This window comes from Streptococcus thoraltensis DSM 12221, assembly GCF_000380145.1.
Lineage (GTDB): Bacteria > Bacillota > Bacilli > Lactobacillales > Streptococcaceae > Streptococcus > Streptococcus thoraltensis.
In genome coordinates this window covers 1-25,762 of sequence record NZ_KB904586.1, presented here as the reverse complement: position 1 = coordinate 25,762, position 25,762 = coordinate 1, and the positions used below count along the sequence as shown (strand labels likewise).

General features: G+C 36.8%; 22 protein-coding genes and 2 pseudogenes. 18 read left to right on the top strand and 6 right to left on the bottom strand.

The genetic code is table 11. The features are described from left to right. Positions 1-134: 134 nt before the first annotated feature. From gyrA to A3IA_RS0100075, 10 genes are all read left to right on the top strand, one after another. On the top strand, positions 135-2,597 hold the full coding sequence (gene gyrA / locus A3IA_RS0100120) for a DNA gyrase subunit A (protein ID WP_018379333.1): 2,463 nt from the start codon (positions 135-137) through the stop codon (positions 2,595-2,597). 1 nt (position 2,598) lies between these two features. Next, positions 2,599-3,339, top strand: coding sequence for a class A sortase (locus A3IA_RS0100115; protein ID WP_018379332.1), 741 nt, complete (start codon positions 2,599-2,601; stop codon positions 3,337-3,339). A 172-nt stretch (positions 3,340-3,511) separates the two neighbouring features. Then, positions 3,512-4,465 carry a DUF1002 domain-containing protein gene (locus tag A3IA_RS0100110; protein ID WP_018379331.1) on the top strand — a complete coding sequence of 318 codons (954 nt, stop codon included), beginning with the start codon at positions 3,512-3,514 and terminating at the stop codon, positions 4,463-4,465. A 144-nt stretch (positions 4,466-4,609) separates the two neighbouring features. Beyond that, entirely contained in the window at positions 4,610-5,857 is a 1,248-nt protein-coding gene (locus A3IA_RS0100105; protein WP_018379330.1) for an NRAMP family divalent metal transporter, read from the top strand. Positions 5,858-5,887: 30 nt separating this feature from the next. Beyond that, positions 5,888-6,679 carry a 2-keto-4-pentenoate hydratase gene (locus tag A3IA_RS0100100; RefSeq protein WP_018379329.1) on the top strand — a complete coding sequence of 264 codons (792 nt, stop codon included), beginning with the start codon at positions 5,888-5,890 and terminating at the stop codon, positions 6,677-6,679. Between the two features lie 410 nt (positions 6,680-7,089). Further along, positions 7,090-8,157 carry an ABC transporter permease gene (locus tag A3IA_RS0100095; protein ID WP_018379328.1) on the top strand — a complete coding sequence of 356 codons (1,068 nt, stop codon included), beginning with the start codon at positions 7,090-7,092 and terminating at the stop codon, positions 8,155-8,157. Positions 8,158-8,168: 11 nt separating this feature from the next. Beyond that, the gene (locus A3IA_RS0100090; protein ID WP_018379327.1) at positions 8,169-8,846 is read left to right on the top strand and encodes an ABC transporter ATP-binding protein; all 678 of its coding nucleotides are present in this window, start codon (positions 8,169-8,171) and stop codon (positions 8,844-8,846) included. A 253-nt stretch (positions 8,847-9,099) separates the two neighbouring features. Then, positions 9,100-9,642 carry an FMN-binding protein gene (locus tag A3IA_RS0100085; protein ID WP_018379326.1) on the top strand — a complete coding sequence of 181 codons (543 nt, stop codon included), beginning with the start codon at positions 9,100-9,102 and terminating at the stop codon, positions 9,640-9,642. A gap of 114 nt (positions 9,643-9,756) precedes the next feature. After that, positions 9,757-10,818: an FAD:protein FMN transferase gene (locus tag A3IA_RS0100080; RefSeq protein WP_018379325.1), complete on the top strand. Its 1,062-nt coding sequence runs from the start codon at positions 9,757-9,759 to the stop codon at positions 10,816-10,818. Continuing rightward, positions 10,787-11,767: a 1,4-dihydroxy-2-naphthoate polyprenyltransferase gene (locus A3IA_RS0100075; RefSeq protein ID WP_051072797.1), complete on the top strand. Its 981-nt coding sequence runs from the start codon at positions 10,787-10,789 to the stop codon at positions 11,765-11,767. Before A3IA_RS0100080 ends, A3IA_RS0100075 begins: the two co-directional genes overlap by 32 nt. Positions 11,768-12,029: 262 nt before the next feature. Here the strand turns inward: A3IA_RS0100075 and A3IA_RS0100070 are convergent, their stop codons facing one another. Then, positions 12,030-12,482, bottom strand: coding sequence for a NusG domain II-containing protein (locus A3IA_RS0100070; protein ID WP_018379323.1), 453 nt, complete (start codon positions 12,480-12,482; stop codon positions 12,030-12,032). A gap of 158 nt (positions 12,483-12,640) precedes the next feature. On the opposite strand from A3IA_RS0100070, the gene A3IA_RS0100065 reads away from it, so the two are divergent. From A3IA_RS0100065 to A3IA_RS0100050, 4 genes are read left to right on the top strand one after another with little or no spacing between them, the layout of a single operon-like run. After that, positions 12,641-13,831 (top strand): amidohydrolase, encoded by a 1,191-nt coding sequence (locus A3IA_RS0100065; RefSeq protein WP_018379322.1) that lies wholly within the window; start codon positions 12,641-12,643, stop codon positions 13,829-13,831. 1 nt (position 13,832) lies between these two features. Beyond that, a complete protein-coding gene (locus A3IA_RS0100060; protein ID WP_018379321.1) occupies positions 13,833-14,609 on the top strand; it encodes a threonine/serine exporter family protein in 777 nt (258 codons plus the stop codon). After that, on the top strand, positions 14,606-15,049 hold the full coding sequence (locus A3IA_RS0100055; protein WP_018379320.1) for a threonine/serine exporter family protein: 444 nt from the start codon (positions 14,606-14,608) through the stop codon (positions 15,047-15,049). Before A3IA_RS0100060 ends, A3IA_RS0100055 begins: the two co-directional genes overlap by 4 nt. A gap of 21 nt (positions 15,050-15,070) precedes the next feature. Next, positions 15,071-16,000: a 2-keto-3-deoxygluconate permease gene (locus A3IA_RS0100050; RefSeq protein ID WP_018379319.1), complete on the top strand. Its 930-nt coding sequence runs from the start codon at positions 15,071-15,073 to the stop codon at positions 15,998-16,000. A 430-nt stretch (positions 16,001-16,430) separates the two neighbouring features. Here A3IA_RS0100050 and A3IA_RS13525 read toward each other — a convergent pair whose 3' ends face one another. Beyond that, complete coding sequence (locus tag A3IA_RS13525; RefSeq protein ID WP_280513100.1) at positions 16,431-16,595, bottom strand: YlcI/YnfO family protein; 165 nt, start codon at positions 16,593-16,595, stop codon at positions 16,431-16,433. On the opposite strand from A3IA_RS13525, the pseudogene A3IA_RS13330 reads away from it, so the two are divergent. The 3 genes and pseudogenes from A3IA_RS13330 to xerS form a co-directional block, all read left to right on the top strand. Beyond that, a pseudogene (locus tag A3IA_RS13330) lies at positions 16,594-16,947 on the top strand (glycosyltransferase); the annotation flags it as partial. The gene A3IA_RS13525 and the pseudogene A3IA_RS13330 overlap by 2 nt on opposite strands. Then, positions 16,944-18,791 (top strand): hypothetical protein, encoded by a 1,848-nt coding sequence (locus tag A3IA_RS0100040; protein WP_018379316.1) that lies wholly within the window; start codon positions 16,944-16,946, stop codon positions 18,789-18,791. The pseudogene A3IA_RS13330 and the gene A3IA_RS0100040, both read left to right, overlap by 4 nt. Positions 18,792-18,985: 194 nt before the next feature. Further along, complete coding sequence (xerS, locus tag A3IA_RS0100035; RefSeq protein ID WP_018379315.1) at positions 18,986-20,056, top strand: tyrosine recombinase XerS; 1,071 nt, start codon at positions 18,986-18,988, stop codon at positions 20,054-20,056. A 607-nt stretch (positions 20,057-20,663) separates the two neighbouring features. Here xerS and A3IA_RS0100030 read toward each other — a convergent pair. From A3IA_RS0100030 to A3IA_RS0100015, 4 genes are all read right to left on the bottom strand, one after another. Beyond that, positions 20,664-21,419, bottom strand: coding sequence for a sensor histidine kinase (locus A3IA_RS0100030; RefSeq protein ID WP_244862313.1), 756 nt, complete (start codon positions 21,417-21,419; stop codon positions 20,664-20,666). Between the two features lie 185 nt (positions 21,420-21,604). After that, on the bottom strand, positions 21,605-22,273 hold the full coding sequence (locus A3IA_RS0100025; RefSeq protein WP_018379313.1) for a response regulator transcription factor: 669 nt from the start codon (positions 22,271-22,273) through the stop codon (positions 21,605-21,607). Positions 22,274-22,516: 243 nt separating this feature from the next. Then, positions 22,517-24,481: an ABC transporter permease gene (locus tag A3IA_RS0100020; protein WP_018379312.1), complete on the bottom strand. Its 1,965-nt coding sequence runs from the start codon at positions 24,479-24,481 to the stop codon at positions 22,517-22,519. Next, a complete protein-coding gene (locus tag A3IA_RS0100015; protein ID WP_018379311.1) occupies positions 24,468-25,235 on the bottom strand; it encodes an ABC transporter ATP-binding protein in 768 nt (255 codons plus the stop codon). Before A3IA_RS0100015 ends, A3IA_RS0100020 begins: the two co-directional genes overlap by 14 nt. Before the next feature lie 343 nt (positions 25,236-25,578). Between A3IA_RS0100015 and A3IA_RS0100005 the strand changes: the two are divergent. Next, positions 25,579-25,762, top strand: a pseudogene (locus A3IA_RS0100005) (helix-turn-helix domain-containing protein); the annotation flags it as partial.

The window sequence follows — 25,762 nt, the reverse complement described above, 5'->3', positions numbered from 1 at the left end:
ATTGATATTTCAACATTTCTGAAAACGAAATGAAATGAGGAATTAACAAACTTTCTAATAACAAGTAAAGTGTCCATTATTCACAAAAATTATGGTATAATAGTAGAGATAACGACTTAAAGAAAGAGATGAAAATGGAAGATAAAAATCTTATTAACGTCAATTTGACTAGCGAAATGAAAACTAGCTTCATTGACTATGCCATGAGTGTTATCGTGGCACGTGCACTTCCAGATGTTAGAGATGGATTAAAGCCTGTTCATCGTCGTATTCTATATGGAATGAACGAATTAGGCGTCACTCCAGACAAACCACATAAAAAATCAGCACGTATCACTGGTGATGTCATGGGTAAATACCACCCTCACGGTGACAGCTCTATTTATGATGCTATGGTTCGTATGGCACAGTGGTGGTCATATCGCTATATGCTTGTTGATGGTCATGGTAACTTCGGTTCCATGGATGGGGATGGTGCGGCCGCTCAGCGTTACACTGAAGCACGTATGAGCAAAATGGCTCTTGAAATGCTTCGCGATATTAATAAAAATACGGTTGATTTTCAGGATAACTACGATGGTAGCGAGCGTGAACCATTAGTATTACCAGCTCGTTTTCCAAACCTTTTAGTCAATGGAGCGACAGGTATTGCTGTTGGTATGGCAACCAATATTCCTCCCCATAATTTAGGAGAAACTATTGATGCCGTGAAATTGGTTATGGATAATCCTGATGTCACAACACGTGATCTTATGGAAGTTCTCCCTGGTCCTGACTTCCCGACAGGGGCTATGGTCATGGGGAAATCAGGTATTCATCGTGCCTATGATACCGGTAAAGGCTCAATTGTCCTTCGTTCAAAAACAGAAATTGAAGTGACTAAGACTGGACGTGAGCGCATTGTGGTTACTGAGTTTCCATACATGGTCAATAAAACTAAGGTTCACGAGCATATCGTTAAACTAGCTCAAGAAAAGCGTATCGAAGGTATTACAGCCGTCCGTGACGAATCAAGCCGTGAAGGAGTTCGTTTTGTCATCGAAGTGAAACGTGATGCTTCAGCCAATGTTATCCTAAATAACCTTTTCAAAATGACTAGTTTGCAAACTAATTTTAGCTTTAACATGCTAGCCATTGAAAAGGGTGTTCCTAAGATTTTGACGCTACGCCAAATCTTGGATAACTACATTGCTCACCAAAAAGAAGTTATCGTTAGACGTACTGAATTTGATAAGGCAAAAGCTGAAAGTCGTGCCCACATCTTAGAAGGTTTGCTGGTTGCGCTTGATCATTTGGATGAAGTCATTGCTATCATCCGTAATAGCCAAACCGACAGCGAAGCTCAAGCTGAATTGATGGCTCGTTTCGAATTAAGTGAACGTCAAAGCCAAGCCATCTTAGACATGCGTCTTCGTCGTTTGACAGGATTGGAACGTGATAAAATCCAATCTGAATACGATGAACTTTTGAAACTTATTGCTGATTTGATTGATATTTTGGCCAAACCAGAACGCGTTATTACGATTATCAAGGAAGAATTAGACGAGGTCAAACGTAAATTTAACGATGACCGTCGTACGGAATTGATGGTTGGTGAAGTCTTGTCTCTTGAAGATGAAGACTTGATTGAAGAAGAAGATGTACTAATCACACTTTCCAATAAGGGTTATATCAAACGTCTTGCCCAAGATGAATTCCGTGCTCAAAAACGCGGTGGTCGTGGCGTTCAAGGAACTGGGGTTAATGATGATGACTTTGTTAGTCAGTTGGTATCAACCAGCACCCACGATACAATCTTGTTCTTTACTAACTTAGGTCGTGTTTATAAGCTAAAAGGCTATGAAATTCCAGAATATGGTCGTACAGCTAAGGGGCTACCTGTTGTCAATCTCTTGAAGCTAGACGACGGCGAGTTCATTCAAACCATGATCAACGCTCGTAAGGATGATATTAAAGATCATTATTTCTTCTTTACAACCTATGCTGGTGTTGTCAAACGCGTTCCAACATCTGAATTTGATAATATTCGTCAAAATGGTCTCAAAGCCCTAACGCTTAAAGACAATGACCAATTAATTAATGTTCTGGTAACAACCGGTAAAGATGATATTATCATTGGAACCACAGCTGGTTATTCTGTACGTTTCAATGAGTCTGCTGTTCGTAGCATGGGACGTATCGCAGCCGGTGTTCGCGGGGTAAAACTTCGCAATGAGGACTATGTTGTAGGAGCTTCAACGATTACTGATGATCAAGAAGTGCTTATTGTTACTGAAAAAGGATACGGAAAACGTACGTCTGCTGAAGAGTACCCAACGAAGGGACGTGGTGGTAAAGGTATTAAAACAGCCAATATCACTGATAAAAATGGGGCTTTAGCTGGTCTTGTTACCGTCTCTGGTGACGAGGATGTCATGTTAATTACCAATAAAGGTGTTGTCATTCGTACTAATGTTTCGAATATTTCTCAAACCGGTCGTTCAACTATGGGAGTGCGACTCATGCGCCTTGATGAAACATCAAAATTGGTAACCTTTGCACTGGTTGATGCCGAAAGTGTTGGAGAAACAGCTGAAATCATAGAGACTGAGGATTAAAATGACTCAAAAAAAGAAAAATAAATTGGGTGGTTTCCTAAGAAATCTAATCATTGTTCTACTTATTGTTGTGGGAGTTGCTTTAATTTTTAATAAATCAATTCGCAATACGGTTATTGCATGGAATACTAACAAGTATCAAGTTGAACATGTTAGTCGAAAAACCATTAAAAAGAATCAAAAGACAGAAACGACTTATGACTTTGACGGTGTTCAATCTATTAGTACAGAATCCGTCCTGTCAGCCCAGATGAACGCTCAGAAGTTGCCAGTTATCGGAGGGATTGCCATTCCAGAAGTTGGAATTAACTTACCCATCTTCAAAGGGCTAGGCAATACTGAGTTAACTTATGGTGCTGGAACGATGAAGGAAAACCAAGTCATGGGTGGCGAGAATAACTATGCGCTTGCTAGTCATCATGTCTTTGGAATGACCGGTTCATCTGAGATGCTTTTTTCACCACTTGATCGTGCTAAAAATGGCATGAAAATCTATTTGACGGATAAAGATAAGGTTTACACCTATAAGATTACCAAAGTCCATGTGGTCGCACCAAGCGAGGTTGCTGTTATCGATGATCATGCTGGTCAAAGCGAGCTAACCCTCGTAACTTGTACGGATGCTCAGGCAACAGAGCGCACGATTGTTAATGCTGTTCTTGAAGGAGAGACGAGTTACAATAATGCTTCTGATGATATCCATAAAGCCTTTAACACGTCTTATAATCAGATTGTTCTCTAAAGCAATTCAAAAAGGAACTTTGTTACGGCAAGGTTCTTTTTGTTATGCAATTGACGTTATCGCTGTTTTTTTGAAACCTTTCTTTAAGATTTACATGTTATAATAATGATATAAAACTCTTTGAAATAGCATTGTACAGTATTAAATGTTCAAGGGGTCTATGGAGGAAAATATGTCTATCAAAAAACACTTAACAACGGCTGGAATTATCCTTGCTTCGCTCTCTTTTTCAAGTGGCGTTCTTGCTGAAAATCAGGTACAAGATGTCATTGACGAAAGCTATGTCCAGCCTGATTATGTACTCGGTTACTCTTTATCTGAAACTCAAAAACAAGAAACGCTTCGTTTGTTGGGTTATCAAGAAGGAAAAGATACTGACTTAAAAACCTTGAACACAAGTAGTTACGCAAAAATCATGGATGTTGCTGATGACAGTAGTTTACAGCTTTATTCCTCTGTTAAAATTAAAAAATTAGGGGCATCTAAAACCTTAAACGTTAATATTGTAACTCCTAAGAATATCACTAAAGTTACTGAAGACATGTACCGAAATGCTGCAGTCACTTTAGGTATTCAGCACGCGGACATTGAAGTAGCCGCCCCAATTCCGGTAACGGGTGAGTCAGCTCTGGCTGGTATCTATTATTCCTTGGAAGAAAATGGCGCCCAAGTGTCTGATGAAAGTAAAGGCTTGGCGCAAGAAGAATTAAATGCTTTATCAGATATTAATCAGGAAAATCAAGGGAAAGAAGGCTTCGATGCAGACAAACTCAATGTCGCTCTCACTGATATAAAGTCAGCTGTAGCACAAGCAGGAAAAGATTTAAGCAAGCAAGATGTGCAAAAAATTGTTGAAGACACTTTGAACAATTACAATCTTAAATCCAGCATGACTGAGAACCAGATTAATTTAATTGTTAATTTTGCAGTTAACTTGTCAAATAGTGGTGTCATTAACAACGGTGATTTTGTTAATACGTTATCGGATTTGAAAGATAGCATTGTTTCTAAAGCCAACGGTAATTTTAAAGGCATTGATCTTAATTTCGATGCTAATAAAGCTATTGAACAAGGGAAAAGTATTTGGCAACAAATCGTTGATTTCTTTAAAAATTTAATTGGATAAACAAGTCAAATCAGGAAGTTATTGAGTAATTTCCTGATTTTTCTATTTTTTCTGAAAATTATCTTGATTTCTATTTCTCAATGTCATATAATAGCAACTATCACTTATCAGAATTGTCTGATAATTTTTGAAAGGAGCTTGCCTATGGCAGAAAAGGTTAATTGGAAAAATCGTTTTAAAGCAATGGGACCGGGTATTTTGTTGGCTGCGGCTGCAGTCGGAGGGTCACATATCGTATCATCAACTCAAGCAGGTGCTATATACGGCTGGCAACTAGCGGTTGTTATTTTACTGGTCAATTTATTCAAATACCCATTTTTCCGTTTTGGGTCACAATATACCTTGCAAAACAACGAAAGTTTGATTGAAGGCTATTCTAAAAAAGGGAAAGGTTATTTAGTAGCATTCTTTATTATGAATGTCTTCTCAGCAGTTGTTAACACAGCAGCGGTCGGTATTCTTGCAGCTGCTATTCTTTATAATATTATTCCGAATGGATTTGGTCTATCAATTGCCCAATTAACAACTATTTTGATTGTTGTAACGCTTGGCATGCTCTTAATTGGTGGTTATCGTTTCCTTGATAAGTTCTCTAAATACATGATGACTGCCCTAACGCTAGCAACAGTGTTTGCTGTCGTCGTTGCTGTTTTCAAAAATCGTGAATTCGCACCAGATTTCGTTGCACCATCTCCATGGCAAATATCTGCCCTCCCATTTATCGTTGCTTTGATGGGGTGGATGCCAGCACCAATTGAAATTTCAGCTGTCAATTCGATGTGGATGGTTGAAAAACGTAAAACTCAAAAAGTATCTTACGCTGATGGACTCTTTGACTTCAATGCTGGCTACATCGGAACAGCTATCTTGGCATTTATCTTCCTCGCATTAGGAGCTTTGATTCAATACGGTTCAGGCCAAGCAGTAGAAGAAGCAAGTGCAGCATACATCTCTCAGTTTGTTAGTATGTACGCCAGTGCCTTTGGTAACTGGTCACGTCTCTTGATTGCTTTGATTGCCTTTCTTTGTATCTTTGGGACTACAATCACTGTTATTGATGGTTACTCACGCGCTAACAATGAAACGCTTCGTCTTTTGCTTAATAAATCCAAAGCAAGCACTAAAAGTTTGAATATTTGGATACTTACAACTGCAGTAGCTGGAATTGTTATTGTTTACTTCTTTGCAGGTGATGTGGCAACACTTATGCGCTTTGCTATGATTGCTTCGTTCTTGACAACACCAATCTTTGGTTACCTTAACTACACACTCGTTCACAATAAAGAAAATCGTCTATCACACCGCCTCAATGCTCTTTCTATCGTTGGTCTTACTTACCTTACAGGATTTGCATTATTCTTCTTAGCTAATACTCTTGGATGGGTTGGTTAAAATCGTTTTGTTACAGAAAGGAAAATCTCTATGACAGATACTAAAGAACTCCTAGTTGCTGACTTAGCAAACCAATTATTTAACGCCTTAACTTTTAAAGAACCTCTAGAAATGGCTGATTTAGAAGGCAAGGTCAATGATTATGAAACAGCTTATCAAGTTCAAGATGCTTTTGTTGCCCTTCGTCAAGAAGAAGTCCAAGGTTACAAGGTTAGCCTAACTAGCGAAGAAACACAGCGCATGTTTGATTCTGACGAGCCATTTTATGGACAAGAAACTCTGACACAATTTGTTCAAGGTCCTATCACCCTGTCCTTTTCCGATTTATTAGAACCATTGATTGAGATTGAATTAGTTTTTCGTGCCAAAGAGGATTTGTCTGTTGATGACTCTCCAGAAGACCTTCTTGAAAAACTAACCATCGCTCCAGGTATTGAGGTGCCCGATGCACGCTTTAAAAACTGGTTCCCAAAACTCAACAAATATTTGGTTGTCTCTGATTGTGCTGTTGGTGGTCGAGTTGTCTATGGGAAAGAACAGGATGTCAAAGGCAACTTTACAGTTGAAGATTTAGCCAATATCTCAGGTGTTTTAATCAAAGACGGACAAGAAGTTGATAAGGGAACTTCCGCAGACGTGCTAGGCAACCCTTTAAATTCGGTTACTTGGTTGGTTAAAAAATTAGCCAGTCATGGTAAGACTTTCAAAAAAGGGCAACAAGTATCAAGCGGTACTTTCATCATTCCACCACACTTGGAGAAAGGCCTTTATCGTGTCGATTACGGCAGTGGTGTCGGTTCTTTAGAATTAACTATCGAGTAGCAGTACCATAAAAACAGCCACATTCTAGTCACAGAATGCAGACAATCTTCTCTGAACGATAGAGTATTTGCAGATGTAAGACATGATTATCAATAAAATAGACTCTTAGAAATGTTGATTTCGTAACTTTTCTAAGAGTTTTTCTTTCCTAAAAAACTCATAACCATTCGTTTACCGGTGCTTATGAGTTGTTTCAAATAGAAGGTGCAAAAGGCTCTAGAAGTCCCATCAATTAAAAAGGTTGAAGAAAATTGTCCAAAATGAACGTTTTTCAACCTGAAATCCGATTAATGCTGGTCTTTTATTTTTTATAGAGTTTTTTATTGACTTTAGTTCTCATGGAAACTATAATGGTTTCAAATAGTTTTTATGAGAACTATTTGAAATTCAGTGATTAAAGGAAGTTAATTATGTTTCTAGCTTTAAATGAAATCAAGCACGCTAAATTGAGATACGGTCTTATATTAGGTCTACTCTTTCTAATTGCCTATCTCATGTTCTTTCTGACAGGCCTAGCCTTTGGATTGATGCAAGATAATCGCTCTGCCGTCGACAAATGGCAAGCAAACACGATATTTTTAAATAAGGAAGCCAATGACCTTTTGTCTGCGTCTAGTATCCCAGCTGACACTGTAGATAAAGTCAAAGCAGACAATGTAGCCCCCCTAAGCCAAATGGCCAGTTCAGCATGGACTCAGAAGAATCCTAAGGATGACGACAAAGAAAAAGTTTCACTCTTTGGGATTAAAGGGTCTAGCTTTTTAGCACCAAACATTACTAAAGGACGTCTCTTCAAAAATGATAAGGAAGTAGTCCTTGATCAATCCCTAGCTCAAGAAGATGACTTTAAGATTGGACAAACCCTTCATCTGGCAAGTACCGATAAGCGTTTAAAAATTGTAGGTTACACTGACAATGCCATGTTCAGCGTGGCGCCTGTGCTTTATATGAATCAGAAAGCTTTTAATCAAGTGAAGTTCGGTAAAGACAGTTCTGAATCACCCATCAACGCTGTTTTAGTCAGAGGAGATGTTTCTCAATCTCCTAAAGATTTAAAAAAATTAAGCATAGCCGATTTCACCCAAAAATTACCTGGTTATAACGCTCAAAATCTAACATTTGGCTTTATGATTGGCTTCTTGATTATCATCGCTTCAGTTGTTATCGGTATCTTTATGTACGTTTTAACCATTCAAAAAGCACCGATTTTCGGTGTCATGAAGGTTCAAGGGATTTCAAATGGTTATATAGGGGGAGGAGTCATGTCACAAACTTTCTTGTTAAGTGTTATCGGGACAGGTTTTGGACTTCTTGGAACTTGGCTCACCTCACTTATTTTGCCAGAGGCAGTTCCTTTTCAGAGTAATTGGCTTCTTTATGGCGCAATTGGTATAGCCTTGATTATCTTTGCGCTTCTAGGAACATTATTCTCTGTTAGATCCGTATCGAAAATTGATCCTCTTGTTGCCATTAGTTAGAAAGGAAAAGCATGTCAGTATTAACCTTAAAAGGAGTCACTAAGTCTTTCAAAGACGGTTCTAAAACCATAACAGCATTAAAAGAAACAAATATTCAAGTAGACGCTGGAGAATTTGTTGCCATTATTGGACCATCTGGTTCTGGAAAATCAACATTTTTAACCATCTCAGGCGGTCTTCAAACACCAAGTAGTGGTGATGTCTTGATTAATAACCATTCTTACTCAGGATTGTCCGAGAAAAAACGTTCCAAACGACGTTTTCAAGATATTGGATTTATCTTACAGGCATCTAACTTGGTTCCCTTTTTGACCGTAAAACAGCATCTGCAATTGGTTGATAAGATTAATAAATCAAGTCGTCACAAAGTAGCAGAAGGGCTTTTAAATGATTTAAGCATTTCTCATCTAGCGGATAAATTGCCCGAAGAATTGTCAGGAGGAGAACGCCAACGTGTGGCTATCGCACGCGCCTTGTACAATGATCCAGCCTTAATCCTAGCTGATGAACCGACCGCTAGTTTGGACACAGAAAGAGCTTACGATGTCGTCAAGCTCCTAGCTAAAGAAAGCAAAGAAAAAAATAAGGCAATCATTATGGTAACTCATGATAAACGCATGATTACTGAATGTGATAAGGTCTATGAGATGCAAGATGGTGTCTTGCGAGACGTTAGTGATGCCCATTAAAAAGCCTTGCTTAGCCACATGTGGTTTATAAACTATTGATATTGTTTTTATTGGTATGAAATCATTTTATACTGGCGTAGCGTGTATCGGAAGAGTCTTACCTAATGAGACACAGAACTGATTGCAAAGCTCTATTTTGATAGCGTCACCCATGTTTAGCAAAAAGATATAGAAAAGGCTTTCATTAAAAGTTAGACAATTCACATAGCCTGTGATATAATTTAAGCATAAAAAGTTTTTTGGAGGATTTTTCATGAAAAAGAAATTGATTTACGGAACATTACTGTTCGGCTCATTGCTAACACTTGCTTCTTGCGGAAGCGATACAGCTAAAGAAGCGTCAAAAACAGCTGATACAGCTAAGTCTGAAGTAAGTAAGAAAGCCGACGATGCTAAAAAAGCCGTTAAAGATGCAACTTCAGCCGACCTTAAAGATGGTACTTACAAAGCTGAAAGCGACTACGATTCACGTGGTTGGAAAGTGGTTCACACTATCACAGTAAAAGATGGTAAAATTACAGAATCAGACTTTGGTTACGAAAACAAAGATGGTGAGAAAAAAGCTGATGATGAAGAATACAACAAGAACATGAAAGCCAAATCTGGTGTTTCTTCTAAAGAAGCTACAGAGCAGTTGAACAAAGAGCTTGTTGAAAAACAAAATGTTGATGATGTAGAAGTTGTTTCAGGTGCAACACATACTTCAAGTAACTTCGAACTATCAGCTAAAGAATTGCTCAAAGCAGCAGAAGAAGGTAATACTGAAACTGTGACAATCAAATTGCCCGCAGAGTAATTGACAGATGTCATATAACGTTAGAGTGAGACAAGTCTTCATTTCGATAAGAAAGAGCTTGTTTCACTCTTTTTCTTGTGATATTCTTACTATGTAGAAAGGAAAGTGGAAGTTATGAAACGTAAAATTTGGCCATTTCTTATCCTCTTTATATCTGTATTGAGCCTGGTAGGATGTCAGAAATCGGCAAATGATAAAAATAGTTTACCCATTGTCAAGGAGCCCGAAACACGAACGGAGTCACTTTTGCACACAGTCGTTCAATTGAGTATCTACCATGAACATCAAGAAAAAGTGATGGATGAAGCCATTGATTATATCAAAGAAATGGAAAAACTACTGTCGACCAACCTTGAAGGTGCTGATGTTTATAAAATTAATCAAGCAGCTGGAAAACAAGCGGTTAAAGTCGATCCCAGAACCTTTGAAATCATCGAAGCAGCACAGGACATGTCCAAGAAGAGCAATGGAAAATTTGATGTCTCAATTGGCGCTGTCACCAATCTTTGGCGTATTGGAGATGAAGTCGCTAGAGTTCCAAGTAATGAAGAAATCAAAAATGCACTACCTTATATCAACTACAAGGATATCCAGCTAGATAAAGAGAAGAAAACCGTCTATATTAAAAAAGGGATGACTCTAGAATTAGGAGCTATTTCCAAAGGCTACATTGCTGATGGTGTCAAAAAACTCTTTAAAAAACGCAACATTACAACAGCTATTATCAATCTAGGTGGAAACGTCCTAACCATAGGGAAATCGCCTAATGACCCAAAAGGTTGGAATATCGGGGTTCAAAATCCTGACGAAGTTCGTGGTGATACCGTTGGCTCAGTTCATGTTAAAGACAGTTCCGTTGTGACGTCTGGTATCTATGAACGCTATATTGAAAAAGATGGCAAAAGGTACCATCATATCATGGATCCTAGAACGGGCTACCCTGTTGAAAATGCTATTTCTGGAGTGACTGTCTTTACAAAAACATCGCTCCAAGGTGATGAATTATCCACCTCTTTATTCCTTCTTGGTATCAAAGATGGGATGAAACTAATTGATGGCATGGCTGGTGTTGAAGCCGTCTTCATCGACAAAGAAAATGGCATCCATATCAGCAAAGGACTGAAAGATAACTTTACATTAAGAAATGAGGAGTACCACCTTGTCACCGAAAAATAATCAACTTACCCTACCCATCTTTCTTGAATTTGTCGAATTACGAACCAAAGTAGCCAGCGTCTTTCCGATGACCGTTGGTATCCTATGGTCTGTTTATCATTACCAACAGTTTAATCTTCTCAATACCGCTTTATTTATCCTAGCAGTCCTTAGTTTCGACATGTGTACTACAGCTATAAACAACACCATAGACTATAAAAAAGCTGTCGATAGGACCTACCAAAAAGAAGATAACGTTATTGGTAAGCATCATTTAGATTATAAGCAGATGGTTAATATCATTTTTATGTTGCTGATTTTCGCCTCGCTCATATCCTTGATACTCGTTTACCGAACAGACGTCCTCTTACTTCCTATCGGAGGAATTTGCTTTCTAATCGGGATTTTCTACACTTTCGGACCTTTTCCCCTCTCCCGCTTACCTCTGGGAGAGCTTTTTTCCGGTATTACTATGGGATTTGGCATTTTCTTCCTAGCGATTTTTGTGCAACATCCTAACACTTTGCTAAGTAGCCATTGGGCAGGCACCGTGATGACTATTGATTGGCACTGGATTGAGACGATTATTATATTCTGGTTGAGTTTACCACTTGTTTGTCTCATTGCTAACATCATGTTAGCAAACAACCTCTGTGATTTTGAACAAGATCTTAAAAATGAACGACAAACACTCGTTTATTACATCGGTAAAGAAAACGCTTTGCTGCTTTATACCTTATTGAGTATTATTCCTTGGGTTGTCTGGTATTTAGGTATTATCTTAGGTCAAATTCCTCTTATCGGTGTAGCAGGAGTAGTCATCATGCCTTTATATGCTAAACATCTGAAAACTTTTCGAAAAGAACAAATCAAACGTCAAACATTTGTCATGTCCATTAAAAACTTTGTGCTCTTTTCAATCATGTATCTCCTAACGATACTAATAGCCCTCATTTTCCCCTATCTATAGTCTTTTGAATTAACTTTGATACCTGGTCACTTTCGACTTGCCGTACCGTATTAATCCTCAATGAAAATCAAAAGCAGACTAGGCAACACCGTTGCAGATAGAACTGTCTTCATCACATCAAGTCAAGAAGAGCTGCTTTTGATTTTCGAAGAGTATCAGGTACTGTTTCTGCGTCTTTCTGTTCCTTGTTCTGAAAGTTATTTCATTTGACTATAAAAGCCAAAAAGACACTGATTGTTTGAAGTCAGTGTCTTTTTTCATATTATAAGGGAAGAATGAGCTCATCCTCTTGATTCTCTTGATTAGATGAGTCTTTGGTTGATTGGATTTCAATGATTAAATCGTGAGGGAGGCAGATAGATAGTTGCCCTTCTTGATTAATCCAACCTGTTTTGACAGCAATCTGATCAGGACTATTATCCTCTCTAACGCGAATACTATCCCCATCAACTTCTACAATATTGTATTGCCCTTTATCGGGATGGTAGGTTTTTTCAAAATGAGGACCACTTTCTTCAAGAGGATAGGTATCAACAACCTTCCCATGGATTTTGACCACGGCAACTAAACCAGACGACGGTGGTGTAGTCATTTTTTGATAGATTGTCCAGATAGCTGGGACAAAGGAAATGATAATAGCCAGTGTTATAAATAAATAATCAAAGGGCTTAAAGTAAGCTAGAATTTGTTTTACTTTTGTTTTTTTAGTTTTCACAATATTTATTCTAAAAGAAAAGAATGGCTTTGTAAACTATTTAAAGAATAAATTATTGTCAGACAACTATTTGTTATTCGTAAGATGATTTTACAACAACAGATTTGTAATAAATGATATACTAGTATAAAACTATAAAAATTCACAGGAGGTTAATGATGTCCTACAAAACGATTATAAAATCGCTCGACAACATCCAATCTAGGCAGGAAGAAACTTACAAATTCCTGCACCGAAATCCTGAATTATCAATGCAGGAAACCCAAACAGTAGCCTTTATCAAAGAGGAACTAGTCAAACTTGATTACCAGGTGCTAGAGATTGGTGGAGGTCTTGTTGGGATATTAGAAAACGGTGAGGGACCAACCATTCTCTTTAGAGCTGATATGGACGCTCTTCCCGTTCAAGAAGAGACAGAGTTAGACTATGCTTCTGAGGTTGATGGTGTCATGCATGCTTGTGGGCATGATATGCATATGACGGCTAGCTTAGGTGCTGCTTGGGCACTTGCCAACAATAAAGAAGCCTGGTCAGGTACTTATCTTGCTCTCTTTCAACCAGGCGAAGAAATAGCAGCAGGCGCAAAAGCAATGTTAGAAGATGGTCTTCTTGAAAAAATACCAAAGCCTGATATTGCCTTGGCTCAACATGTCTTGACCACTCCCGAAGCTGGTCATCTTGGAACCAAAGAAGGTCCATTTTTATCAACGGCAGCATCACTAAAAATCACTATCAATGGTCGCGGGGCGCACGGCTCCATGCCAAATCTTAGTATCGATCCTATCGTTATCGGATCAGCCATCGTCTCAAAATTACAGACGATTGTTGCGCGTGAAGTAGATCCTTTCCAATTCGCCGTCGTAACTGTAGGTTCTTTCCAATCAGGAAATCAAGCCAACATTATCCCGGAAACGGCAACCTTGCGTTTGAATATTCGAGCCTATGACGAAATCGTCAAAGAACAATTGATTTCAGCTATTAAACGTATTGCTATCGCAGAATGTGAGGCAGGAAACTGCGAAAAAGAACCAGACATTGAGGTTTACGATAGTTTCCCATTAACAGATAATGATGCCGAAATCACTGAACATGTGACAAACGCCTTTAAAGATCATTTTAGCGCTGACAAAGTTGTCAATTACAAACCGATGACAGCTTCTGAAGATTTTTCTGCAATCCCTAGAGCATTTGAAATTCCTTATTTGTACTGGGGATTTGGTGGCTTCACTGCCAATCAGAGTATCTATGCCAACCACAATCCGAAATTTGCGCCAGCCATTCAACCAACTCTAAGAACAGGAACAGAAGCTGCTCTAGTAGCCATCTTAAGCTATCTTGGAAATAAGTAACATGGAAGAGAATCAATACAAAATGCTAGTTAAGGTAGCTACCTTAGCCGGTATCATCATGTTAGAATCTAATGCAGAATCCTATCGTGTAGAAACCACTGTAGAACGTATTTTATCCGTCAGTCAGTTACCAACAGTAGAAGCATTTGCTAATACTACAGGGCTTTTCATCACATTGGATGGGCCAGACTTTCCAGAGCCCATTACCTATATTAAACGCATTTCTCAACGTGAAACTCACTTATCGAAAATCCATGCAGTAAATCAAATATCGAGAGATTTAATTTCAAAAGAGATTGATTTAGCAACAGCATACCATAATCTCTTATCTATAAAAAAAGATAATTATTCCATTAAAAGCTCTCATATGGCAACGATTCTTTTAGTTCTTTCCTTTGCTGTTCTTCTTGGCGGCGACTTTAACACTTTTTTATTAGCAATGCTTGCCTCCTTTTTATTGGTTTTTACTTACTACATTAGACAAATGTTTCAGCTCAATGACTTTATTTTTGGAATTTTTGCAACCATGGTAGTAGCCTTTTGTATGCCTTTTATAACCAGATTTGTTGGTGCATCTGACCGCGCCTTAGATATTACTATCATCTCTGTACTCATGCCACTTTTTCCTGGAACGGCTTTTACAAACGGTTTTCGTGATTCCTTTAAAGGTGATTATGGGGCAGGGGTAGCTAAGATTGTCGAAGCCTTAACCATAGCAGTCAGTCTAGGCGTCGGTGTTGCCTTAGGTCTCTTTATTGCGAAAGGAATCATGTCATGATATTGAGCTTTCTTTTTCAAATTCTAGGAGCATACGTTGCTACCGTAACAGCAGGTGTATTGTTAGAAGCCCCAAAACACTTGGTCTATCAAACAGGCTTTATTGGAGCAGCTGGTTATGCGGTTTATCTTTTCTTTTTAGATAAAACAGATAATGCCGTAGCAACCTTATTGGGAGGCATTGTTATCGCCTTTTTATCTCAAATCTCCGCAAGGAAACTAGCTTCTCCAGTAACCGTTTTTTACATTCCAAGTTTCTTTCCCCTTGTACCTGGTGCAGGTGTCTACCGGATTGCTTATTATTACATCCAAGATAACCCCAAATTGGCTGGCGAAAACTTGATTGAATCCGTTCTTGTTTCTGGAGCCATTGCCCTATCAATCTTCATTGTGGATTCGTTTTTAGAAATCCAAAATCATCTTAAACACACTAAACATTAGCCCACGGAGGACTATATTTTTATGAAACTTATGAAATCAATTCCAGGTGGAACCTTATTGATTCCTATGCTGATTTCAGCCATTATCCATACTTTCTCACCAACCTTTTTTAATATTGGTGGATTGACCCAAGCCATGTTTTCAGGCGATGCCATCAATTTTATTCTAGGCGCTGCGGTCTTCCTATCAGGTTGCACCTTGAAATTAAAAACCTTAACCCACGTCTTTAAACGCTATGGTGTCTTATTAGCTGCGCGTTTCATCATCAGTACAGTAGCAAGCCTTATCTTCATCAAACTCTTTGGACTTGACGGTATCTTTGGACTTAGCGCCATCGCCTTTATTTGTACCCTAACATCAATGAACCCAACACTCTTTCTAGCCTTGATGAAAGATTATGGCGACGAGAGTGACCAAGCAGCATTTGGTTTGCTTGCTGTTATGGCCTTGCCAATCATTCCCATGTTCATTTACGGATTGACCAGCCCAACATCACTTGATTTTATGCCGATCCTTTCAACCCTGATTCCACTGGTACTTGGTATCATTATCGGTAACCTTGATCATGATTTAAGCCAGCACATGGCGCCTGCTATGGGTTTTATCATCATCGTGCTAGGATGGGCTGTAGGAGCAAACATCAACCTATTTGAAGCCATGAAAGCAGGCTTGCCAGGAATCCTTATGGCCGTCTTGTATTACCTCATTGGTGCTTTACCGCTCATCTTAATTGAAAAATACATCCTGAAAAGAAGTGGCACGTCAGCAACTGCCCTATCAACAGTAGCTGGCTTATCTGCATCTGTTCCATTATTGATGGTAGCAAACAACCCAGAAATAAAAGCATACGCTTCACAATCAGCAGCCATAACCTCTTTAGTTGTGGTCTGCACAGCCATCGTTGCACCAATTTTATGCCAAAAACTTGCTGGTAAACCAAAACAAAAATAAAAGAATAACCGTAACCATAACTCCTCAGAAACGTCTGAGGAGTTTGCTCATTTTTAGATCTAAAACACCATAACTTAAAGTCACAAAGTGAGCTAATAAAGGTTAACCTGAATTCAATATAGCGATGGAAAACATTGGAGAATAATGATTTGACACCTGACGCATCAAAAAAACGATTTTAAAATATTCAGAGGTAGATTATTAGTTTGGATAGGAGCTAGAAGTTTTACACGCCGAAGCTAAATGAATAAAAAGCAATCTGGAAACGACAAGATAATCTTTAATGAATCAGAAAATAAGATAAGCACAGGTTATTAGAAACAAATTATTGACTATATGAGTCTCTACTTTAATGAGACATTTTCCAAATAATCTTTGAAAAATGTAAATCTATCTAATACATAAAAAAAGCAACCAACCGTTGCTTTTTTTATTTTTCATCTAATTCTTCCATATTATCAAGTGCAAACTTGCAAGCCTGAATCACAAAACTCGAGAAGCTAACATTTTTATTGATAAGAACCTGCTCTATTCTACCTACAAGTTCAAGTGGAAACCTAATTGTTTTTACTTCAGTTTCTTTTTTATCTGATATTAGTTTTGAAAATAGAGAACGTGTAGCGGGAGAGACATCATGGAATTTTTGGTCATTACTAAAATATTCTCTTGAAGGATTTATCAACTTCTCAGAAGCACTTTTAAATATAGCAACAGCAAGCGGTCTCCTTTCCTTTGCATCATCTATTTTAGGTATCATTTTTATTATCGTTCGTAAGCTTACAATCGGAGGTAGTGTCAACGGTTGGGCTAGTATGGTCGTAATGATGTTATTTATTGGGGGTATTCAGTTGCTTTGTTTAGGAATATTAGGGAAATACATCTCTAAAATATTTCTTGAAACGAAGAAACGACCAAGTTATTTTATTAAGGAGACAAATTTGAAATGATTAAAAAGGTGGCTACAAATACACTATTTAGATTAATTACTTTCAGTATATTATCTATTATTCCAATACTTCCTTTTATTTATAAGGGTGTTTTCCATATGGATTGGGATGCTTGGTTTCACTTCTCAAGAATATATGAGATAGCACAAAATATACAACATGGCAAATTAATCCCAGATGTTTCCTATTTTTCTTTCAATAATCAGGGATATGCCGTTAATTTCTTCTACCCCTATTTCAGCAATTATCCTATAGCTTTGTTATGGTTAGTTATCAAAAAACCAGTAACGACTATATTTGTTTTTAATATTCTATTCCATATTATAGGACTTGAAATAGCATACAAAACTTTCAATAAATTAAAGAGTGATTCTGTATTTTCATTTATATTTGCAATCATCTATATTTTTGGAGTCGGTTACTTCAATGTTAGAATGCTAAGTATGGGAACATACAATCAACAAATTGCTTTTCTCTTTTTACCACCTGCTATCGTAGGAATCTATGAAATAATCGCCGATGACTATCACAAATGGTATAGAATTGTCATTATGAGTGTCTCTTTGATTACCTTAACCCATCTTCTTACCACTTATTTGTTAGTGTTCTATTCTCTTATTTTGGTACTTTTTACAATCTTATTTAATCATCATACTGTGACATTAAAACGATTTTTTTACTGGATAATCACTGGTGCGATTATTATTCTGTCAACATTACTATTTACGTTACCACTAATCGAACAAAAAATGGCTAATGATTGGTTAGATGTTCCCGCTTTGAATCTTGGTTCTAATGGAATTATTAGTCGGAGTGTTGAATCTGTAAGCATTTGGAACCGACTGTCCACCGCATTTATGTTTCAAGATATAATTATTTTGGTATTTATCGTAACCTTAGTAATCGCAGTTTATCAAAGATTGTTCAAACATGAAAACCAAATATTATTATGGGGGATTGCAGGTATTTCTGTTCTACAATCGAACCTAATTCCATACTATTATCTTCAGAAATTTAGTTTTATTGATATGATTCAAAGTTTAAATCGATTTGACTTCTTTCTATATACCTTCATTGCTTTATTTGTGGTACTTACTTTATGCAACTATCATTTAAAAAAAACTATAAGCTATATAAACCTCATGTTGTTGTCGCTAGGTTTATATCTACTATTTTGTAGCCAAAACTTTTCACAAGAAAAAAATATTTTAAGCGGTGATATTTCTGAATTCGATAAAATAAGCTATTTTGGAACAAACGATAACATCATGAAAGGACTTTCTAATAGTAATTTTGGTTATTTTGACCAAGATGCAGGGAAAGGGTATTATCGTGTTAATGGATTTATGGATTATCGAACAAAACAACAGATAAAACAAAGACCTAATGAAAAAAATGGATTCAATATTGACAGTGGAAGTTATAAAATAAAAAACAAAGACTCATATGCGCCGATTATAAATTTTGAAGACGAATACTTTGTGTCAACTAATGATTTCATTGAGAATGCGGTTTATTTTGATGGACAGCGCAAATTAAAAAAATTTAAACAGGATAAGTTTGAGTTCTCAATTAAAGATATACCTAAAGGTACCAAAGTTGTCAGAACACCTATAACGTATCTAAAAGGCTTTAAAGTGGAAGATACCAATGGAAATCGATTAGATGGCTATAAAGATAGCAATGGCTGGTTAGCAATCAATAACCCTAATCGTTCAAAAGTGGTAATTACTTATCACAAAACAATGGTACATAAGTTGTCCATTGGGGTATCATTAACTACCTGGTGTATTTTACTATATATTTCACTTTTTACAAAAAAGACAAAAGATTTATACCTATAAAGATAGCACAAATCATTGTTATAACTTAAATCCTTAAGGTTGATTTATCAGCCTTTTTATTTTTTACTCGCCATTTATTTGTCAATAAACAACATAAACTCCCTTCAAACATCTTTCCGAAAAACTGTAATTTTCTTGAAAAACATGTGAGAGTATGCTATACTTCTATTTATAGGAATAAAGGAAAAACTATCATGAAACGTGAATTATTACTAAATAAAATCGATGAACTTAAAGACATCATGCCTTGGTTTGTCTTGGAATATTACCAATCTAAACTGGCTGTACCTTATAGTTTTACGACCTTATACGAATATCTCAAAGAATACCGTCGGTTTTTCGAGTGGTTAATGGAATCTGGTATTTCAGATGCTGAGAAAATTTCTGATATTGATTTGTCTATCCTGGAGCATTTAACTAAAAAAGATATGGAATCTTTTGTTCTTTATCTGCGAGAACGGCCGTCTCTTAATACTTATTCAACAAAACAAGGTGTCTCACAGACCACTATAAATCGGACGTTGTCAGCCTTATCCAGCCTTTTTAAATACCTTACCGAGGAGGTTGAGAATGATCAAGGCGAGCCTTATTTTTATCGAAATGTGATGAAAAAGGTTGCTACCAAGAAGAAAAAAGAAACCTTGGCTTCTAGGGCTGAGAATATCAAACAAAAACTCTTTCTTGGCGATGAAACCATGGCATTTTTAGAATACGTAGATTGTGAATATGAAAACAAACTATCTAATCGTGCCAAATCATCTTTCCAAAAAAATAAAGAACGTGACTTAGCCATTATTGCACTACTTCTGGCTTCTGGCGTTCGTCTATCGGAAGCTGTCAATCTTGATTTGAAGGATTTGAACCTCAATATGATGGTTATCGAAGTGACTCGCAAAGGTGGCAAACGTGATTCTGTCAATGTTGCTGGATTTGCCAAGCCCTATATAGAGGCATACCTAGCCATTCGTAAAAATCGCTACAAGGCTGAAAAACAAGACACAGCGCTCTTTTTAACCGAGTATCGAGGTATTCCTAATCGTATTGACGCGTCAAGTATTGAGAAAATGGTTGCTAAGTATTCTCAAGATTTCAAAATCCGTGTGACCCCCCATAAACTACGCCACACACTCGCTACTAGGCTCTATGACGCTACTAAGTCACAAGTTCTGGTCAGCCATCAACTAGGTCATGCCTCAACTCAAGTCACTGACCTCTATACGCATATCGTTAATGATGAACAAAAGAATGCCTTAGATAAGCTATAGTTTACCAAAATGTAGACGACAAACTCTCTCTTAAATGCTAAAAAATTGCAAATGTAATAAAACTTGATTGTCAGTAAAACAACTCTTAGAAATGTTGTTCTAGTAAACGTTCTAAGGGTTGTTATTTTTCCAAAAAAAGCTAAAAAGATTGGAGAAAAAGTTATTTTGAGCAATTTTTTGGTTTGATAAATTTTATTTTACACAATTATAGTTACGTCAATATATGAAAAACCTAACATTATTGGATATGCTGTTAGGTTTTTATTGAATTAGAAAATTTATTTTTTGCATAACTTTATTTACGTAAAATAACGTAAACCCCATAAATCTATTTCATAGAACACCTACGATTCGCAATCCCCTGAAAAATAAGGAGATTTTGTTCTTGGAAAACCTGATTCAAGAATACTAACACAATCGTAACAAAGCTTTTATAGCCATAGACCTCCTACTTCTTACTATCTTTCTATACCTATTAACCTAAAATTTTTTCAGTATCTACAAGTCTGTGCGAGGTCATACAAGACTCGCTATCCTTTAACTTAGCATGTAAAAAGCCACTCTAAAATGTTAAAGCAGCTTTTTTACATAACTTTATTTACGTCAATTAATTATTCTTTTTTATCAAAACTTTGGTTCCTTGATCAATCTGGCTACTTATCACAATATCAAAACCTAACCTGTCTAAAATCTGTTTAGTCATATATAAGCCTAGTCCGGTAGCTTTTTGATGTTCGTGACCATTATAACCGGTAAAGCCCTGCTCGAATAAACGTGGTATATCTTCTTTTAGTATCCCTATACCAAAATCCTGTATTTCAATACTTCGTTCATTTATGGCTATTTTTATTTCTGATTCGAAAGGGCTATACTTTATGGCATTATCAATCACTTGAGATAAACAAAATTCCAACCACTTCGCATCGGTAATCACTTCTGAGTCACCAGTCAGATTAATTTGAATTTTTTTAGCTATGCATTGACTACTGAATTTCTTAATGACAGAACTGACACTGGTTTTCAATGATATTTGGGTAAAACGATAATCGTCATTTTCTTGTTTATATTTGAGGTAGGACAGGAGGTTATTGATGTCATTTTCTAAGCGAAAAACTTGTCCCTTGAGCTCTTGTTTGCTCATTTGATTGGTTTGAATCATTAAAGACATTGCTGAGACTGGGATCTTCATTTGGTGGGACCACATCTTAACCAATCCTTCTAGGTCATCTTGTGCTTTTTTTATATCCAGAACTTGCTGCGCTTCTGCTGCTACTAATCGATTTATCAGAACTTGATAAGCTACTTCTGATGGTAATTGGGCTTTTGGTAAATCCTCGACTGCTTTTAAGTTTTCTAAAGTCAATAATTTGCGCTTGAAAGACTGATAGCTCAGAATTGACCAAAACATCAGAAATACTAGACTAACGGTTAGGCTAGTAAGAAAATAAGCGTGTGGCAGATGGTAAAGGTAGAACATGAGATGATAAGTCAGTGTTGTTAGTAAATACAAGGCGTACCACGGTCTATACTCTTTAAAATAGCTGAATATCATTTTAGAAAATACCCCACACCTCTAGCCGTATGAATATGATCAAAACCAATGCTCTTTAACTTTTTACGAAGACGGGTCATGTTAACATTCAAGGTATTGTGATCAATAAAACTGTCATCTTGCCAGAGTTTTTCTAGAAAATCTTCCTTGGCAATCACTTGCTGATCATGTGTCATCAGAATCCGCAAGATTTTAGCTTCTGTAGGAGATAGATCGATGCTTTCATGCTGGTCTGACACGACAGTACCATCTGCTAATAGCTCATAACCAGCAAAAGAAAGTTCTTCTTTGTTAAATTGTTTACTTCTTCGTAAAAAAGCTGAAATTTTTGCCTCTAAAACGTTTAACGAGAAGGGTTTCGAGATAAAATCATCACCTCCCATATTGAGCGCCATCACAGCATCCATATCATCATTGCTGGAAGAAATAAAAATAATAGGTACCGTCATCGTTTTACGAATTTCACTAGTCCAGTAAAACCCATTAAAAAATGGCAAGGTGATGTCCATGAGAATCACATCCGGTTGTATGCTCTCAACCTCCTGCTTTATATCTCGAAAATTGGTTACTGCATAGACTTGATAATAATTTGAAAAATGCTGCTTGAGAAGAGTGACAATGGTCGTATCATCTTCAATAATATAAAGTTTATCTTGCTTGTTCATAGGATTATTTTAGCAAAAAAGTGGCGAAAAATCGCCACTTTCAGGTTGAAGAAAAAGTCTATTTTAGATATCTTCCTCCAAGCTTTTTTTCTCAGTAGCCAAAAACAAAAACACTCAAAAACACTGTTATTTCAACGTTTTTGAGTGTTTAATTATTCCCCATTTCCCTGCGAGATGTTCCGAAATATCAAAGTTGCAGGGGTTTGTCTACGTTCTGAAAGTGGCGAAAAATCGCCACTTTCCCTACCTTTCGATTAAGTGATAGTAAGTTCGTCCTGTCAATCGATAAATGAGATAGTAAATGATGACAATAGTAAGAATAACTCCTCCAGAGATTTGGTAAACAAGGAGATCATTGTCAACACCAAAGAGTAAGAGCATTTGCTTGAGCATAATCATAGCTACTAGAAAATGGCAGATTGCCATGATTAAAGGCATAAAGAAGACCATGAGCGTTTGAGAGCCAATGATTTTTTTGACTTGAACCTTGGACATACCGATTTCTTGCAATATATGATAAGATTTTTGATCTTCGACACCTTCTGAATAACGTTTATAGTAAATAATCAAGGCTGCTGCTAAAAGAAAAGCTGTTCCTAATAATAGACCGGTGAAGAGAAAACCACCAAAAAGAGCATAGCCTTCGTCTTTAAAATCAACTTCTCGTGTTAGTTCCACGACTGCTTTTTCACCCTTATCATTAGTCCACACACCTTTTTTATGACTTAATTTTTGATAGTCTTTCTCCGTTAAATCTGCAAATACCTTGTAAGTTTCATGGTATCCAAAACCATCTGTGTTTGCAAACCGTTTTTTGATAGCTGTCATCTCACTTTGATTGCTGACAACTAAAACACCGGGATTATAGGTATTAACCACATCAGGCATCTTAACAGACTTAAAGTTTTTAATATTGTCATAACGTTTACCAAAAATCGTTAGTTGCTTCAGTTGGCTATCGCCTTTTTGCTTGAAAAAGGCTGTCTGATTGGCTTTTAAATCTGGTAAGTCGTTACCAAGTTTTCTAAAATCATCCTGTTCGATGAGATAAACAAATCCTAATTTACTTAATTTTGGTTGATCAATAGTCTTTTGATTAATGGTGATTTCTTTATCACGCGTCAATGGGGCAGAAATCATGGCTGTCTGATAAGCAACAAGGGCTTTATCGTCTTTATGTAATTCTGGAATAATGGTTTTTTTAGCGAATTCTTCAAAACTCGTTTTCCCTTCAAAATGCTGTATCTCAAGCTTAGTATTTCTTGGAAAGAGTTGATTAACCATATTTTCAGTATTTCCAAAGAGCGATGAAGTCGTCGCAATAGTAACAAAACTCATGACCGCTAAAATGGTAATATTAGCTAATCCTACAGCATTTTGCTTCATCCGAAAAAGCATTTGAGAAACTGTGATAAAATGCTCTGTTCGATAGTAATATGCCTTATTTTGACGTCTTCGTTTCAAGTACCAAGTCGTAAAAGATACATAGAATAAGTAAGTTCCTAGAATAACCAGAATTACTGCAATCAAAAAACGATAAATCAAAGCCAAGGCTGCTATCTTAGTCGAGGTAAAAGATAAAGCATAGCCAACTCCCAATAAAACTACAGAAAGGATAGCCATGAAAAAGTTCCCTTTAGGCTCCTGCTCTGCCTTAGCTGCCGTTTTAAATAAATCCAGAGGGGATGATTTACTAATAGCGAATAAGTTGATAAGTATTAATAGTAGGAAAATACCAGCAAAAATACCAATAACGATGAGAAATGATAATGGGGTAAATGTTAATAGTAATTTATCATAATGAATGAGGTTGACAAAAATGAGATAAAGTAGGTTTGAGAAGATTGCCGAGAGAATGCTTCCAAGAAAAATCAAGCCTATAAAAATAGTTAGTATTTCAATACTTGATATTAGGGACACTTTTTTCTTACCCATCCCTAATACATTATAAAGCCCAAACTCTTTACTACGTTGCTTTAAAACAAAACGATAACTATAAACAACCAAAATTGTTGATAATAACGTTAAGACACCCACTCCAAATCCCAAAATCATTTTTCCATGCGACATGTTATCTGAAATTGGGCTATAAAGTATCAACAAGGTTGAACATAAGGTGACATAGAGAATGGTACTGGTGATAAGAAATGGACCATAGATGTTTTTGGATTTTAGCAAATTATTCCAAGCCATTTTAAGATAAAACATGGTTATCACCTCCTAAAAGGGCATTCATAGCTAATGAAATATCTTTACTAAAGGTTTGAGGATTCTTATTTCCTCTGTAAAGTTGGTGAAAAATCCGCCCATCTTTGATAAAAAGAACACGTTTGGCATGACCGGCAGCCATAGCTGAATGGGTTACCATTAAGATAGTCTGACCAAAAGCATTGATTTCTTCAAAGAGAGATAGTAAGTCTTCTGAATTTCGAAAATCAAGCGCAGCAGTCGGTTCATCAGCCAAGAGAATATCAGGCTGATTAATCAAACTTCTAGCTACTGCTACTCTTTGCTTTTGCCCACCAGAAATTTCCATAGGACGTTTGTCTAACAAGTCTTTGATGTGTAGCTGTTCCGCTAGGGGAACGAGGGCCTTCTCCATTTGAGAATAGGGTTTGCGGTCTAGGACCAATGGCAGAAAGATATTATCTTTAATCGTTAAAGTATCTAAAAGATTAAATTCTTGGAAGACAAAGCCTAAGTGCTTGAGTCGAAAACCGGCTAATTGATTTTCTTTGATTTTGGTAATATCTTGCCCTTTCAAGTGAACAGAGCCAGAACTTGGTTTTTCCAAAGTGGCTAAGATATTCAAAAGCGTCGTTTTCCCTGAGCCAGATTCTCCCATAATAGCGATAAATTCGCCTTCATTAACCTTGAAGTCAATATCTTGTAGGGCGCGCGTTTCTGTTTTGGCAAAACGTGTGCGAAAAACTTTTTTTAGATGATTAATTTCTAATAACATGAATCATACTCCTTTTTCTATTATAGCTTAATTTTTTTGAATTGATAGCTAGGTTCTAATCTCGTTAACAGAATCATCAGCATAACTATCAGGCTTCAAAAGTTGATTTTCATAAGTTTTTACTTCACTATCCACTAACTTTGAAATTTTTAGATTCAATTAGGTGCCATCATAAAGCCTAAAACTCCTATTGACTGTGATGTAACCTGCAGAATTTTGCTCAAAATAGGGGACGTTTTCTAGTCCTTTAAAAGCCTAATTTGTAAAATTAAGCTAGACAGAAAAAAGCCATTTATGTTAGGCTCAGATAAACACCACATTTGTCTGAAAGGAACTAACATAAATGACCTATACCCATCTTACCACAAATGAACTTGTCATGATAGAGGCTTATTACAAAGAAGGAATAGCCGTTAGCCATATTTGTCAATCCCTCAAAAGATCAAGACAAACGATTCATAAGGTCATTGCTTATCTCAAGGCTGGCCACACTGCTTATGATTACTACAAGGACTACAAAGCTAACA

Bases quoted from the DNA above. Each gene is read 5' to 3' on its own strand.
- A3IA_RS0100085 (WP_018379326.1), top strand. From the start codon at position 9,100: ATGAAAAAGAAATTGATTTACGGAACATTACTGTTCGGCTCATTGCTA.
- A3IA_RS0100090 (WP_018379327.1), top strand. From the start codon at position 8,169: ATGTCAGTATTAACCTTAAAAGGAGTCACTAAGTCTTTCAAAGACGGT.
- A3IA_RS0100105 (WP_018379330.1), top strand. From the start codon at position 4,610: ATGGCAGAAAAGGTTAATTGGAAAAATCGTTTTAAAGCAATGGGACCG.
- A3IA_RS0100110 (WP_018379331.1), top strand. From the start codon at position 3,512: ATGTCTATCAAAAAACACTTAACAACGGCTGGAATTATCCTTGCTTCG.
- A3IA_RS0100065 (WP_018379322.1), top strand. From the start codon at position 12,641: ATGTCCTACAAAACGATTATAAAATCGCTCGACAACATCCAATCTAGG.
- A3IA_RS0100095 (WP_018379328.1), top strand. From the start codon at position 7,090: ATGTTTCTAGCTTTAAATGAAATCAAGCACGCTAAATTGAGATACGGT.
- A3IA_RS0100100 (WP_018379329.1), top strand. From the start codon at position 5,888: ATGACAGATACTAAAGAACTCCTAGTTGCTGACTTAGCAAACCAATTA.
- A3IA_RS0100040 (WP_018379316.1), top strand. From the start codon at position 16,944: ATGATTAAAAAGGTGGCTACAAATACACTATTTAGATTAATTACTTTC.
- gyrA (WP_018379333.1), top strand. From the start codon at position 135: ATGGAAGATAAAAATCTTATTAACGTCAATTTGACTAGCGAAATGAAA.
- A3IA_RS0100015 (WP_018379311.1), bottom strand. From the start codon at position 25,235: ATGTTATTAGAAATTAATCATCTAAAAAAAGTTTTTCGCACACGTTTT.
- A3IA_RS0100055 (WP_018379320.1), top strand. From the start codon at position 14,606: ATGATATTGAGCTTTCTTTTTCAAATTCTAGGAGCATACGTTGCTACC.
- A3IA_RS0100080 (WP_018379325.1), top strand. From the start codon at position 9,757: ATGAAACGTAAAATTTGGCCATTTCTTATCCTCTTTATATCTGTATTG.
- xerS (WP_018379315.1), top strand. From the start codon at position 18,986: ATGAAACGTGAATTATTACTAAATAAAATCGATGAACTTAAAGACATC.
- A3IA_RS0100075 (WP_051072797.1), top strand. From the start codon at position 10,787: ATGAGGAGTACCACCTTGTCACCGAAAAATAATCAACTTACCCTACCC.
- A3IA_RS0100060 (WP_018379321.1), top strand. From the start codon at position 13,833: ATGGAAGAGAATCAATACAAAATGCTAGTTAAGGTAGCTACCTTAGCC.
- A3IA_RS0100050 (WP_018379319.1), top strand. From the start codon at position 15,071: ATGAAACTTATGAAATCAATTCCAGGTGGAACCTTATTGATTCCTATG.
- A3IA_RS0100115 (WP_018379332.1), top strand. From the start codon at position 2,599: ATGACTCAAAAAAAGAAAAATAAATTGGGTGGTTTCCTAAGAAATCTA.
- A3IA_RS0100025 (WP_018379313.1), bottom strand. From the start codon at position 22,273: ATGAACAAGCAAGATAAACTTTATATTATTGAAGATGATACGACCATT.
- A3IA_RS0100020 (WP_018379312.1), bottom strand. From the start codon at position 24,481: ATGTTTTATCTTAAAATGGCTTGGAATAATTTGCTAAAATCCAAAAAC.